The organism is Leptolyngbya sp. FACHB-321, from assembly GCF_014695975.1.
Classification (GTDB): Bacteria; Cyanobacteriota; Cyanobacteriia; order Leptolyngbyales; family Leptolyngbyaceae; genus Stenomitos.
On sequence record NZ_JACJPI010000046.1, the window covers coordinates 1 to 13,114 of the forward strand.

13 protein-coding genes and 1 pseudogene are annotated in these 13,114 nt (G+C 48.8%); 5 read left to right on the forward strand and 9 right to left on the reverse strand.

Translation table 11 applies throughout. The annotated features are described in order from the left end of the window. Nucleotides 1-122, reverse strand: a pseudogene (locus H6F76_RS08365) (photosystem II q(b) protein); the annotation flags it as partial. Nucleotides 123-342: 220 nt separating this feature from the next. On the opposite strand from H6F76_RS08365, the gene H6F76_RS08370 reads away from it, so the two are divergent. Further along, nucleotides 343-600 carry a hypothetical protein gene (locus H6F76_RS08370; protein ID WP_190507399.1) on the forward strand — a complete coding sequence of 86 codons (258 nt, stop codon included), beginning with the start codon at nt 343-345 and terminating at the stop codon, nt 598-600. 137 nt (nt 601-737) lie between these two features. On the opposite strand, the gene H6F76_RS08375 is transcribed toward H6F76_RS08370, so the two are convergent. Beyond that, nucleotides 738-1,658 (reverse strand): TIGR01777 family oxidoreductase, encoded by a 921-nt coding sequence (locus H6F76_RS08375; RefSeq protein ID WP_190507400.1) that lies wholly within the window; start codon nt 1,656-1,658, stop codon nt 738-740. A gap of 222 nt (nt 1,659-1,880) precedes the next feature. Between H6F76_RS08375 and H6F76_RS08380 the strand changes: the two genes are divergently transcribed. Next, the gene (locus tag H6F76_RS08380; RefSeq protein ID WP_190507401.1) at nt 1,881-2,579 is read left to right on the forward strand and encodes a diacylglycerol/polyprenol kinase family protein; all 699 of its coding nucleotides are present in this window, start codon (nt 1,881-1,883) and stop codon (nt 2,577-2,579) included. Between the two features lie 75 nt (nt 2,580-2,654). Here the strand turns inward: H6F76_RS08380 and H6F76_RS08385 are convergent, their stop codons facing one another. From H6F76_RS08385 to rpsO, 4 genes are all read right to left on the reverse strand, one after another. Further along, complete coding sequence (locus H6F76_RS08385; protein WP_190507402.1) at nt 2,655-2,996, reverse strand: Dethiobiotin synthetase; 342 nt, start codon at nt 2,994-2,996, stop codon at nt 2,655-2,657. A 101-nt stretch (nt 2,997-3,097) separates the two neighbouring features. Then, nucleotides 3,098-4,159 (reverse strand): 3-deoxy-7-phosphoheptulonate synthase, encoded by a 1,062-nt coding sequence (gene aroF, locus H6F76_RS08390; RefSeq protein ID WP_190507404.1) that lies wholly within the window; start codon nt 4,157-4,159, stop codon nt 3,098-3,100. 407 nt (nt 4,160-4,566) lie between these two features. Continuing rightward, nucleotides 4,567-5,088: a PAM68 family protein gene (locus H6F76_RS08395; protein ID WP_190507406.1), complete on the reverse strand. Its 522-nt coding sequence runs from the start codon at nt 5,086-5,088 to the stop codon at nt 4,567-4,569. A gap of 29 nt (nt 5,089-5,117) precedes the next feature. Then, nucleotides 5,118-5,387, reverse strand: a complete 270-nt coding sequence (rpsO, locus tag H6F76_RS08400; protein WP_190451837.1) for a 30S ribosomal protein S15 — start codon at nt 5,385-5,387, stop codon at nt 5,118-5,120. A 154-nt stretch (nt 5,388-5,541) separates the two neighbouring features. Here rpsO and H6F76_RS08405 point away from each other — a divergent pair, with 154 nt between their 5' ends. Continuing rightward, a complete protein-coding gene (locus H6F76_RS08405) occupies nt 5,542-6,222 on the forward strand; it encodes a DUF2834 domain-containing protein (protein WP_190507408.1) in 681 nt (226 codons plus the stop codon). Nucleotides 6,223-6,467: 245 nt separating this feature from the next. Here H6F76_RS08405 and H6F76_RS08410 read toward each other — a convergent pair whose 3' ends face one another. After that, nucleotides 6,468-7,010 carry a redoxin domain-containing protein gene (locus H6F76_RS08410; protein ID WP_190507410.1) on the reverse strand — a complete coding sequence of 181 codons (543 nt, stop codon included), beginning with the start codon at nt 7,008-7,010 and terminating at the stop codon, nt 6,468-6,470. A 123-nt stretch (nt 7,011-7,133) separates the two neighbouring features. After that, nucleotides 7,134-7,730, reverse strand: a complete 597-nt coding sequence (locus tag H6F76_RS08415) for a peroxiredoxin (protein ID WP_190451840.1) — start codon at nt 7,728-7,730, stop codon at nt 7,134-7,136. Nucleotides 7,731-8,265: 535 nt separating this feature from the next. Here H6F76_RS08415 and H6F76_RS08420 point away from each other — a divergent pair. Beyond that, a complete protein-coding gene (locus H6F76_RS08420; RefSeq protein WP_190507412.1) occupies nt 8,266-9,255 on the forward strand; it encodes an Hpt domain-containing protein in 990 nt (329 codons plus the stop codon). 127 nt (nt 9,256-9,382) lie between these two features. On the opposite strand, the gene H6F76_RS08425 is transcribed toward H6F76_RS08420, so the two are convergent. After that, a complete protein-coding gene (locus H6F76_RS08425) occupies nt 9,383-11,203 on the reverse strand; it encodes a polysaccharide deacetylase family protein (RefSeq protein ID WP_347275993.1) in 1,821 nt (606 codons plus the stop codon). A gap of 1,294 nt (nt 11,204-12,497) precedes the next feature. Here H6F76_RS08425 and H6F76_RS08430 point away from each other — a divergent pair. Then, nucleotides 12,498-12,914 carry a ribonuclease III domain-containing protein gene (locus H6F76_RS08430; protein ID WP_199322003.1) on the forward strand — a complete coding sequence of 139 codons (417 nt, stop codon included), beginning with the start codon at nt 12,498-12,500 and terminating at the stop codon, nt 12,912-12,914. The last annotated feature ends 200 nt before the right edge of the window (nt 12,915-13,114 follow it).

Genomic DNA, 13,114 nt, shown 5'->3' on the forward strand with positions numbered 1-13,114 from the left:
AGGGTGGGGACCATGAGGACGCCGAACCAGCCGACATATAGTCGGTTGTCGGTGCTGGTTACCCAGTTGCAAAACTGCTCCCACACGTTGACGCTCTCGCGTCTCTGTAAGGTCGTAGTCATAGTGGTAATAAGTCCGTTAGGGTTTGGATGAGTGCTGAGGCACGGGGATAATATGTCTTTACTTTAGCCGACTTGTGAAGGAATGTAAAGAGTCGTCAAGGATCATCTTACTACTGAGATCTGTTTGAGCTTGTAGGCAGACCGATTGATAGCCCTTGGAATTCTTACGTTTGAACCCCCACCGAGGATAATATCTATGTAAGGTTGGAATGCGAGGTCTATGAAAGAGCGATTACTTCAGTGGCTTAATGTGGCGTTAATGTGGGATTTGTTTCTAGTGTTGTTTAGTTTTGTATGGCTTGCGATCGCAGTCGCTGGTCGTGCCGCAAAGGTGCCGCTTGGGCTTGATCTCTGGTATAAGCTTTGGGAGCCTGTTTTTACTCCAGCACTGGGTATTTTGATGGCGGGCGCGCTTCTAAGTGGTGCAATTAGTTGGGTTGCTAAGCGCTGGGGCGATCGCTCGACTAGCAGCCTTTAAACCGCACACAGTATGTACGTCTCGGACTCAAGCGTCAGCAGGCTGGATGATAAGTTTGTGTTTTAAATGCCTTCCAACTTTTAAGAATGGGCTGGTGGATTAAGCACTATCACTTCAGACTACGCAACGACGCCTGTTTACTCCAAAATTTCTGTCACTGCCTGCGTTACCGTTGAGTACTGATACTGAAAACCAGTTGCCTGAGTACGTTTTGGCAGTACTTGTTGACCTTCTAATACAACCCTTGCACCATCGCCTAGTAGTGCTTCAAGGGCAAAGCCAGGCACAGGAAGCCAGGAGGGGCGCTTTAGCAACAAACCTAAGGTGTTAGCAAATTCAGCCATACGAACTGGGTTTGGAGCCGTTGCGTTGTAAATGCCTGAGATATTGGTATTGGTCAAGGCTTGCAGGATAAGACTTACCAAGTCTTCGCGGTGAATCCAGGAGAACCACTGCTTACCCGTGCCAATCGGTCCTCCAGCAAAGAGCTTGAAAGAAGGAATCATCTTAGCGAGCGCTCCACCATCACCTAGCACAATACCGATGCGTAGAATGACTAGCCTCACGCCAGCTTGCTCTACCGTCTGCGCTGCAAGTTCCCACTCCTGGCAAACTTGAGCCAGAAAATCGCCACCAGGAGCACTGGTTTCATCAAAAGTAGCAGTTTCACTAGTGCCGTAGTAGCCGATCGCAGATGCATTCACTAGAACAGAGGGTTCAGGAGTCGTCTGGGCAATCGCCGCAACCAATGTTTGCGTTCCCAGTTTGCGACTATTAAGAATCATCTGCTTGCGCTCCGGTGTCCAACGGCTTTCGGCGATCGGTTCGCCCGCTAGGTTCACTACCCCATTACACCCTGAAAGTGACTGTTGCCAGTCACCGAGCTTCGTTGGGGTATAACCAACTGTCTCGACTTTGGGAAATGCAGCAGCTGGAAACATCTGCAAAGCTCGTTCAGGGTTGCGGACCAGCGCCACCACTGTATGTCCATCTGCGTGTAAACGCTCAATTAAGCGACTGCCAACAAAGCCTGTTGCACCCGTAACAGCAACTTTCATGCAAAACCTCTGTGTGCGATCGTAATGGCAGTGAGAGAAGAACTAGTAGCTCTTTGAAATCTCGGCATCAAGCCTGAGCAAGTAGCGTAAAGACTGCGGTTTCAGTATATCGTCCTGCAACCTTTTGAAAGCCGTCGTGAGGCAGAATCGCAGTCAACTCGCGATCACACAGCAATTTCTACTACAGTGAAAGCATACAGACTCTTTCATGCATTTGCTCTGATGACTGCGCCGCTCTGGTTCTCTACTGTGCCACCGCTCTGGCTACAAATTGCGATTACTGGGGCATGGATTGGCTTGCTTGGCTTACTAGCAGAATGGCTGCACCGCTACACTGATACAGGCTCAGAAGTGGTTCGAAAGGTGGTGCATATTGGCACTGGTAACGTCATTTTGCTGGCGTGGTGGCTTCATGTACCCGCCTGGTTAGGCATTGGCGCATCAGTTGTGTTTAGCGCGATCGCCTTTCTTTCCTATCGCTTGCCCATCCTGCCCAGTATTAATGGCATTGGGCGCAAGAGTCTTGGCACCTTTTTTTATGCAGTGAGCATTGGCATTTTAGTTGCCTGGTTTTGGTCAATTCAGCAGCCACAATATGCTGCTTTGGGCGTGCTGGTGATGACGTGGGGTGATGGGTTGGCAGCCTTAGTTGGTCAGCGCTTTGGTACCCATTCCTATAAGCTTTGGGATATGCAGAAAACTTGGGAAGGATCACTAACGATGGCGATCGTAAGTGCTCTTGTTAGTTTTTTAATTTTGCTGGCTGTGCAAGGCGCAATCTGGCAAACCTGGTTGATCTCACTCGTTGTTGCGATCGTGGCGACTGGGCTGGAAGCCTTCTCAAAATTTGGGCTTGATAATTTGACAGTGCCGCTGGGTAGTGCCACGCTCTGTTTTGTCCTATGCCAACTGCTGCTGTAATAGCAGACCGTTGTTTTAGAAGTTCTTTGAGAAGCTAGAACTTTGTATGCTATGACGATCACGAATCTGCTTGCGTTAGCCCTGCCATGTGCCTATAAAAATACTTCTTACTGCGGCGGCAATGCGGTTCAAGTCTTCATCTAACAAGGGTGGCCAGGCAACTCCTGATTGCAGACCGTGTTCAAACTGCTGACGACTCTCGCTTGCCAAAAGATAGAGCGAGCCAACCAGTTCTCGCTCAAATACATCCGCCTCTCGCAGTGCTTCAAAAACGACTTTGAGCGCTAATAAGAGCGATGTAATTTGACCAGGGATCGGCGGTTGCCCTTGCTGCAAGCGCACAATCAAGGCATCGGGATTCTGCTCGGTTGCCATCCCTTGATTAACCAGCAAACTTCGAGCCGTTTGGTAATCCACAAAAATTAAACGAAGGGCTTGATTAATTGGTTGTAGTCCAGGCTAGACAGAAATAAGTTAGCCTGGGTGCCACGTCTGGTTACCAGGTCAGTTAGTTGAGGCTAAACACCAACGACAGCAGGTTCAGCCAGCCACCGTCCGGTCGCTTTACCAATGACCGAAAGCTCCTGCATCAGACGATCGAAGCGTTCGGGCGTGAGCGATTGCGGACCGTCAGACAAGGCTTTTTTGGGGTTTGGATGCACTTCAATCATCAGAGAATCCGTACCCGCTGCGATCGCTGCCATTGCCATCGATGGGACATATTCCGATCGCCCGGTACCATGGCTGGGATCAATCATGATAGGCAAGTGGGTCAGCGATCGCAGTACTGGAATCACAGATAAATCCAAAGTGTTTCGTGCATATTGGTTATCAAAAGTGCGAATGCCACGCTCACAAAAAATGACATTCGGGTTTCCAGCAGCGAGAATATATTCGGCTGCCATCAACCATTCTTCGATCGTTGCCGACATCCCCCGCTTCAATAGCACTGGCTTATCTTGAGCGCCAACCTTTTTCAGCAACGAAAAGTTGTGCATATTACGGGCACCAATCTGAATCATGTCAGCGACTTCGCCTACAAGCTCTAAATCGGCTGCATCCATTAATTCTGTGATAATGCCCAGACCGGTTGCTTCCCGTGCTTTTGCCAGCAACCCAAGTGCACTTTCGCCATGTCCTTGAAACGCATAGGGCGATGTACGGGGCTTATAGGCACCACCACGAAGGAACTGTGCGCCTGCTGCTTTGACCCGTTGCGCTGTCTCGACGATCATCTCCTCATTCTCTACGGAGCAAGGACCTGCCACCACTACAAGAGGGTGCCCTTCACCAAAGACAATATTTCCATTGGGAGTCGGGACAATAACTTCGCTAGATTCACCATGACGATACTCTCGGCTGGTGCGCTTGTATGGCTTCTCAACCCGTAGCACCTGCTCAATCCAGGGGCTTGACTCCTGAATCTGAAGGGGATCCATCTCAACCGTATCGCCCACCAAACCGATGACAACTTTATGCTTCCCAACGATCTTTTCTGGATTCAAGCTCCAGCTAGAGAACTCGTCAGTGAGGCGAGTAATTTCGGCTTCTGGAGCGCCAATCTTCATAACCACAATCATTGGTTTACGTTCCTGCTGGTAAGTGAATAGATGGGTTGCGTGACAAAAAACTGGGTAAGCGCTGCAAGAGAGCCTGGGGCAATGTATACAACGTACATTAGAGCAGACTAAGCGAGCTGCTTTAGGAAAATCACTTTAATGCTAATCATGGCTCAAATCGTCGACGTGATGCCACCTAAAAACTGGCAGGAAATCAACACAGAAGACATGAGCAGACTAACAAATTTTTATCTGTATGTCGTAAATGATACTTTTCTTAAGGTTAAAGCTACCTCTCACAGCGATCTCCGCATTAGTCATTAATAAAAATGACTGGATTGAGCGCTACTTTAGATTCAATTAACTTCTAGCAGTGTCAGCCAAATGACTGAAGGCAAATAGAGGCTAAGGATAATGGGGATAATGGCTCAATCTTCTTTAGCGGCTTTAGCCGTACGCCAAGAGTCTCGAAGTCGTCCAAAATTGAGCTTAAAATCATTCCATCCAATCAAGTTGCCAACCCGTTCTTCGTCCCAAGAGGCAGAAAGAGGACCGTAGCTCAAACCCAACACACCTAGACCAAAAAAGCCAAGGCTGACCAGCAAAACTGCAGCGGTCGGCGGATGGAACACATCGTTGGCGATCGCGAGATAGCTTACAACGAACGTTAGCAGTGCTAAGACACTTGGTACACCACAATATAATGCCGCTCGACTGACCATACGACGGCTTACAATCTCGGGAATGCTTGATGGCGTAGATGCACGACTGGAGCGCCCTTTCATTGACTTCGGCGTGCTTTGGGGAGTCTTGCTCTGCGTAACAGCAGGAGTGACAGGCGGCTTCGATGGTTTTTGACGCACTGGTTCAAAAGGCAACCGATTCGCCGAGTCTACTTCCTTGCTAGTAGAAGTAGCCTTGACCTGATTTTTCTTTTTCTTCGCTGCCATAAAGCAATCCCTGATTGAGCTGCGAATAGTTAACCACGAACGCCTAGCCGTGTAATCAGTGCCCGGTAACGAGCATTGTCTTGCTTCTGAATGTAGGACAGAAGACGCTTTCTCAGACCGATCATCCGTAATAAACCTTTGCGAGAAGCGTGGTCTTTTTTGTTGGTCTTGAGGTGTAAGCTGAGGCGGTTGATGCGCTCGGTAAGCATAGCAACCTGGACATCCGCAGAGCCAGTATCGGTTTCATGAACCTGATAGTCGGAGATGAGTTCTTGTTTGCGCTGTTGCAGCAGAGGCATAGCTCGTGTCTTTTCCTGGTTGATATAGGGTCGCAGTTTATGATCTTACCATAGCCTTTTCATTGAGGCAGCAAGTTTTTGCAGAGGCAGCATGAACTAACGTGTAGTGTAAAAGGAAAAAATAACCTTGTTTCTTGATTAGTAGACGAACAGTATGAGCAGAATTGGCTTTTGGTTGGTGTGGATTGGGTTTGTGACGTATGCCTTTTTTCTGGCTCCGCCCGATCGCCCCGATACCTTCGATCTCATTAAGCACCTTGTAACTGGGCAGATTGCAGGCATCAATCCACTGATTGTGGCGCTGTTTAATCTGATGGGCGTCCTACCAATGCTTTATAGTTGCCTGCTGTTAATTGATGGCAGAATGCAAAAAATTCCGGCATGGCTGTTTGCAACGGCATCGTTTGCTGTCGGCGCGTTCGCGATCGTACCTTACCTGGCATTACGAGAGCCAAACGGAACCTTTAGCGGTAAGAAAACGTGGTGGCTCAAAGTTTTGGATTCGCGGTGGCTAGGGCTGGCGTTAGCGATCACTACGCTCGGCTTGCTGTTCTACGGCATTAGTCAAGGCGATTGGACAGACTTTGGGGAACAGTGGCGATCGAGCCGCTTTATTCATGTGATGAGCCTGGATTTTTGTTTACTTTCCGTGCTGTTTCCAGCGCTGTTGCGCGATGATATGACGCGACGTGGACTTACAGACGATCGCCTGTTTTGGGCAGTGGCATTGCTGCCTTTACTGGGCGCGATCGTCTATCTAGTTTTACGTCCACCGTTGCAGGAGCAACCCGAAAACGCAGTATTACCTCAGCCCAACTACCGCACATTGCCATAAATCATCTTTTAAGGGGGTGAACGTAGCAATGTTTGTATGGCTGAAAGGCAAGATAAACGGTTGACGCTTCAGTAAGGGATTGGTGACCAAGCACGAGCAATCACTTCAAGTTACGTTGCCAGGTAGAGTGTAGACGCATAGGACCGCCTAAAGAGTGGCTCACAATGCAAAGGCGGTAACGCTGCTACCCCCTGAAGCGTATTTGACACAAGAGTCGATCGCTAGCTTGATTTAGTTTGTGTCCCTTAAAGTCGATCAACGATGCTCAGTAAGGTTTCGATGCTGGCGTTTTGATCCAGGAATGAGAAGACGTGCTTGTAGCGTAGTTGCCCGACCTTATTCAACACAAATTGAGCTGGAAGCGGTGCGCCAAGAGCCTGCCCAGTCTGATAATCACGAAAACTTTTACAGCTTGAGTCGCTTAAAAGAGGCATTTTCAAACCCAAATCTTTGACAACCGTTTTGCTTTGCTTTGGGTCAGTGCTTGCAATCAGCAACAGTTCAACATCACGATCGAGAAAGGCTTCGTACTGCTCATTCAGCGCCTTAATGTGCGGAAAGCAAAGCGGGCAGTACTGCTTTTCGGTAAAAATGCGCGTAAACGCCAGCACCACGGGTCGCCGTCGTCGAAAATCCGTCAGTTTAATCAATCGCCCGTTGGTAACATCCGGCAGCTCAAAATTGGGCGTAATCATGCCTTTTGCCAGCGTATTGGTAGCAGGAATCGGCAAAAAGTTATTGAAAAAACGCTGATTTAGCAGCCCGCTAAAATCCGTAGAAGTCAGCATGAAACGGTGATAAGACTTGATACAACATTTCAACTAATTATAAAAGGCAAAGTCCATAGCCGCCTGTCTACTAGGAAACAAGCATCGGCTACGGACTCACCAACAAACACTAAACTTTAACAGCTACACCGCTGCAAAGTATTCTTTTGACTTCTTCGGGTCAGGGCTCATTGTTGCTTCACCAGGCTTCCAGCCAGCGGGGCAAACTTCATCAGGATGAGATTGCACATACTGAATTGCTTGTAGAGTCCGCAAGGTTTCATCAACGCTACGACCAAATGCCAGATTGTTGATGGTGGAGTGTTGAATCACACCATCTTTATCAATCAGAAACAGACCACGTAGAGCAACGCCATCCTCGGTTAAGACGTTATAGGCAGTGCTGATTTCTTTTTTAAGATCAGATACTAACGGGTAATTTAGATCGCCAACACCACCACTTTTGCGATCGGCTTGAATCCAGGCAAGATGGGAAAACTCACTGTCAACTGAAACACCCAGCACTTCAGCACCAATCTGCTTGAATTCATCAAAGCGATCGCTGAACGCTGTAATTTCAGTAGGGCAAACAAAGGTGAAGTCGAGCGGATAGAAGAAGAGTACAACGTACTTGCCACGGTAGTCAGACAGCTTAATCGTCTTAAACTCTTGGTCTACCACAGCTGTCGCCGTAAAATCGGGAGCGGATTGCCCGACGCGCAAGCATGCTTCATAAGTCATGAGATATACAGTCTCCTTACATTTAGGTTTATTGGGTGCGTCTTGATCTTTTCAGCGCCTTTGGCTCGCAGAAAAATTTGTAAAGTTAGCCCAGCACTGATTCGGTACGCACAACAACCGATAACTTAAGAACTGTTAAGACTATATCATAGTCATAACGATTTTGACTAAGACATTACTGCAAGCAAAGGAATAGTGGTTGACCTTACCTCTGTATTCCACGGCACGTAGTTCATCGATAGTTTAAGCGTTTGTATAAATCAGTTTACAGACCCTCAAACTGGTTCCTGTTTAGGGTAGAGCTAAGGATGAACTCGCTAAATATCCTGCTTATAAGCCATGAGGTGAGCTGTAAGAGCTACCTATTTGGAGAGATGCTTAAGCAAAAGAAAACTGCGACCGTAATGCAACCTGTCCGCAGCTCTAAATTTAAAGCAAGATAAGAGCGTTTAAAGAATGGGAACACTGAGAAAGAGGATGTAGCGTATCAGACCACTTAAGCTCGTACAAAGTTAGCACTCTGAGGGATAGGCTCGTGCAGGCGACGAAACAGCAGCAAATCTTGGGTTACTTCATTGAGGAAGCAAAAGAGCACCTCGACACGATCGAGCAGGGCTTGTTAGATCTACAAGCCACAATGGGCGACACCGAACGGCTTAATGAACTGTTTCGTGCCGCTCATTCCGTCAAAGGCGGTGCTGCCATGTTGGGCTTTAACAGCATTCATAAAGTAGGGCATCACTTAGAAGATTGCTTCAAGCTACTGACTGACGACCCTGTGGCGATTGACCAACACTTGGAGAACCTGTTTTTGCAAGGGTTTGACATTCTTAAAGAGCTGGTCGAAGGTCTGCAATCGCCCTATGGGTTACGAGAAGAAGATGCCGCTCAGACAGTGCAGGCAGCGGAACCAACATTTTTAGAATTACAAACTTATCTCAATCGTCTGGTACAAGCAAGCAAGGCAGCGTCCAAACCAGCAGCAGCACCTGCGGCTGCAAACCCAGAGCTAGCGAATCGGCTCAACGGTGCCCTGAAAATGATGCTGCAACTGTTCAAGCAAGGGGATACGCCAGCCAATCGTCAGCAACTTGCAACGCTATGTAGTCGGATGGTGCAGCTACATAACGCACCTGAGTGGCGCAAACTGTTGCAAGCAGTGCATGGTGCTATTGTCGGTCGTAATGCCTATGCAACGCTGGCTCCATTGGTCATCAAGGAACTTAAATTAGCTGGTGATCTGCTGATCAGCGGCAAAGCGAATGGAATTGCTCCTAGCAGCGCATTGCAGCAGCTTCTTCCGACTGTAACCTCTACACCAACCGCAAAAGCAGTACCACAGCCCGCACCCCAACCTGCCCCAGTCGCTGCGCCACAACCAATGGTACGCGAGGCGATTGTCACCAAAACTCAGCAAATTACCATTCCTGCTGAACCAAGAGCCGCTGCTAAAGCGCTTTTAGAAGCGTTTAATAAGGCGCAATTGATTGAGTTGGCAGAGTTTTTAATGAAAGCGCTTCAATGAGCAGCAGTCATAACAAGTGACAGCCAGCAGCCAGTAAATAGTAGAAGCTTTAACAGGATAGTTCGCCTCCAGAAGGTCAACTCCTGGAGGTCAAAAGGCAAGAGGCTAAGATATGCTAACGCTTACTTTAGCGAGCAGACACTAATGCACAGTTTGTATTTAGTTCACTAGTAGGTGGTACTAGCGCAACAACATGTGGTACAGGGCGAGGCGTGTAGCCTACTAATGAAGCGCCCTTGTAAGCAAGGGATGTACTGGCACCGGAATCAAGCATGACAGCATGACGAAAGCCTGCTTTGGCTAGCGCTGCTCCTAAATCGACTGAACCGATCGGCTCAGTAGACACTCCAATTTGAGGTTGACCCGCCTGGTTAATGCCCCAAAACGCGCGATGGCGTAGTTCGTTCACGCTATACAGACGACCAAAGCGCTCAAGTGGCTGTGCTTGACTATTCTCGACTAGCCAGCCTGCTGCTACAAACGCATCCGTAACATTGGGCAGTTCGGCTTGAATGCTTTCGAGCGTATTGTGTTTTTTGTGGTCGAACGGCACAAACTTGACTGCCGTCGGACTTATTAGCACCAGAGGACGCTGATCGAGAAATGGAATTTCGCCCCGCTTACCAGGAATGAAGGTGCCTTCTGACTGGCTAAAGACCGGACCCAGCATCGCATTGGAGTCTAGAAACTCTAGAGAGAAGAAGCCTCCATCAACAGCCGCGATCGCTTCTGTGCCTTCTAAAATTTCTGGCACTTGAGCACGTGTGCGAGCATGAATTGTAATGGGTTTGCCACCTGAAACGAAGATAAATGGCGTGTTGTCGATCGTTGCATCAGTACGGGTAACCGGTGCTGTAAAGTCGAACGACTGGCTCCAAGAAGGCAGTTTGGCCCCGCCCCAGGCAACATCTAACATCTCTAGCAACCGCGATTGCCCAACACGCCCGATCGTTAGCAAATTGTCTGATTTCCCTGCGAGACGCTCATCGTTGTCATCCATAGTTAGTGCGGCTGCATAACCCGCTTCTTTTACGGCTTCAACCGCTTGAGCATCAAACTTGCCTTCGGGATAAGTGAAATAACGCACGGGCACGCCCAACTCTGTTTCCAGAATGCGCTTCGATTCTTGGGTTTCAAGCTGAAGCTGCTCTTTGGTGAGACCTGACATCACCTTGTGAGTAACACTGTGAGAAGAAATTGTGACCAGCGGGTCTTTTGCCATTTCCCGCAGTTGCTCCCATGTCAAGCTCGATCGCCCGATTTTTTTGCCAACTTTAGTTGTGTAAATTGCAAAGACAGCCGGATAGTTATATTTCTTCAGCAGCGGATAAACGTGCTCGTAATGTCCGCTGTAGCCATCATCAAACGTCAGCAGAATTGGTTTTTCGGGCAGGGGAAGCCCCGTCCGCAGATGTGTGACCAACTGATCCATTGTGATCGGTGTCACGCCCTTCTGTTTAATCTCCTGGAAGCGCTGCTCCAATTCTTCAGGAGTAACATCAAAAAAGACCTGTTTTTCTGGAAGGATATCGTGATACATCACCACAGGCACCTTGGCTAGACGTGCGCGTTGATGAATATCTGGGAATGCGGGTGCACTTAGATAGGCAAGCATCTGCGGTGCTATGCTGCCAAACAGTGTTTCGATACCGATCGCAGGCTGCTCAATCATTGCTGCTGTTTGAGTGACATCACTGACAAATCGAGTTAACCCAATTGCCTGGGTAGCCTGTGTGGGCTGGCAACTCATCGGCAATAGCCCTGACGGTTCCTCAGTAGAAGGGGCGGTATCCGGTTCGTATGACCAGGCTGGGCTAAGGAACCCTACAGAGAGCGGTACGATCACTGCCAAACTGCCTACCCAAAACCCTTTAAAGCGATCGCGGGGCTTGCACGTTGCTACCGACTGGTCAAATTTTCGCATCGCTAACTTTTGTCTGTTCTGCACGACATACCCCACACACATAGATTTCAAACCATTAACAAGATCCAGCACTTAGCAATCGTTTTTCAATCTGACATTGCTTCCATCCGGCATGGCTGCATAAAAATATGCACAGTTCTCTGGCATTACTTAAGTGTCCTAATGTTTGTACCCTTCTACTGCGGTAGAAGAGCCTCTAGAAGCCTGTCCCACTATTCTGTGCAAAAAGCCTACAGGTTAGTCTCACGTCCGTATTTAGAGTGAGCTACGCTCTCAATCTCGCGTTCACGCGCTAGAGCAGTACAGCCATTACTTTTAACAGTCATTACTTTTAGCAGTGGACAACGTGTTGAACTAGGGATCTTAAAATGCCCTTGCTATATCTATCCTATTTCTGCGCGTTTGTCAGGCTTTTCAACTATTGTTGCGAGCAGAAATAATCAAGTAGGAGGACTTCATTTTCTCTGCTCTTGCTCTCAAGGGCGAAGTGTCTCCTGGTGATGGTTAGGATGGAATGTTTGAATTAGGACTTACGCAAAAGCTACTGTAAGAGACAGCTTCTTGAATTGCTGACAGCGGTCATCATCGAGTAAGCCATGTTTAAGTTGAGCCATCGTCTGCCTGGCTAGGTTAGCAAGAGCGTGGAGCCAGACCCAAACAACGACGGCACAGCCAAGATGACTGTGCTGAATCCGTGCTTTACGGCAGTGACACGCCTCTCAACCCGTCATCGGTTTACCTTCGCGGTGCTATAGCTCAAGCTCCCCACGAAAGCCACACGCCTGTGGTATTGCCTCAGTCGGTTATTGAGCCCAAGCGTTCGTGACAACGACAGCCGTAAAGCGGGTAGACACCATAACCTAGCAACCCCGCCCTTTATAGTCTTTGGGAAAGCCTTTGATGTTCACAACTTTGCCCTGCTCCAGTTCGGTCGCACTTCAAGTCAGGATAGCGTCTTGTTGGTAGGGCGGTTGTCCCCAGAATCATCGACTTGGCGATTAGCTTCCGGGGGCAGTAGTAGACTTTCTGCGTTATGGCGTCTCTCATCCCTTGACTCTAGCGATCTTTCGTTAGCTTGGAGTTCCCCTCTCTCTTCGCCCTGCATAAGTCCTATAAGTATGATTGAGCAGTAATACGCTGTTAGCCGTGCAAAAATCCGGCTAGTATGGATAAGCTGATTTCATATGAAGCGCTCAACAGTCACTTTTAGACCGAGCCGATTGCCGCATCAAAGCCTCTACTGTGAGGTGACGCTGACGGAGACAAACACCTTACGTGATGTAGAGATACAGAGCGATCGTTGCTTAGGGAGAAGCGTTTGCAGAGCGAATTTCCTCTTTTGCTGCCCTCAGTAATATTGCCAGACACACCGATCCAGCAAGTTGCTCCGGCGGCTCTGGCATATTTAGGAGACGCTGTTTACGAACTTTATATCCGCCGTGCTTACCTGATGCCGCCCAAACGGCTCCAGGCTTACCACAATCAGGTTGTCGCTCAAGTGCGGGCAGAACGTCAGGCTGACCATCTACGCTCGCTCCTACCCTTGCTTACAGAACCGGAGCTAGAAATCCTGAAACGGGGGCGCAATGCGGCAACTGGACATCCTAAGCGGGTTGAACTTAACGTCTATCAACAGGCGACCAGCTTGGAAACCTTGATTGGCTATCTTTACCTGACTGACCTACAACGGCTAGCGCACTTACTGGCGCAATTAGAACTTGAGCCGTCTGCCTAGCTGCTAGCAAGCTTTAACTTTAATCAGGCGACTCCAACCCTTAGGATCGCTCATTCGCTACCCCCCCTGCAACATTATGGCTGCCAAAGAACATCATTCCGATCCCCAACCACGAGCCTTACCGACCCGCGCTGCTAAAGCCCGTATTAAACCAGCAGCGAAGGGACATCCTCAGCCTGTCAAAGCTGGTAAACCGCGGT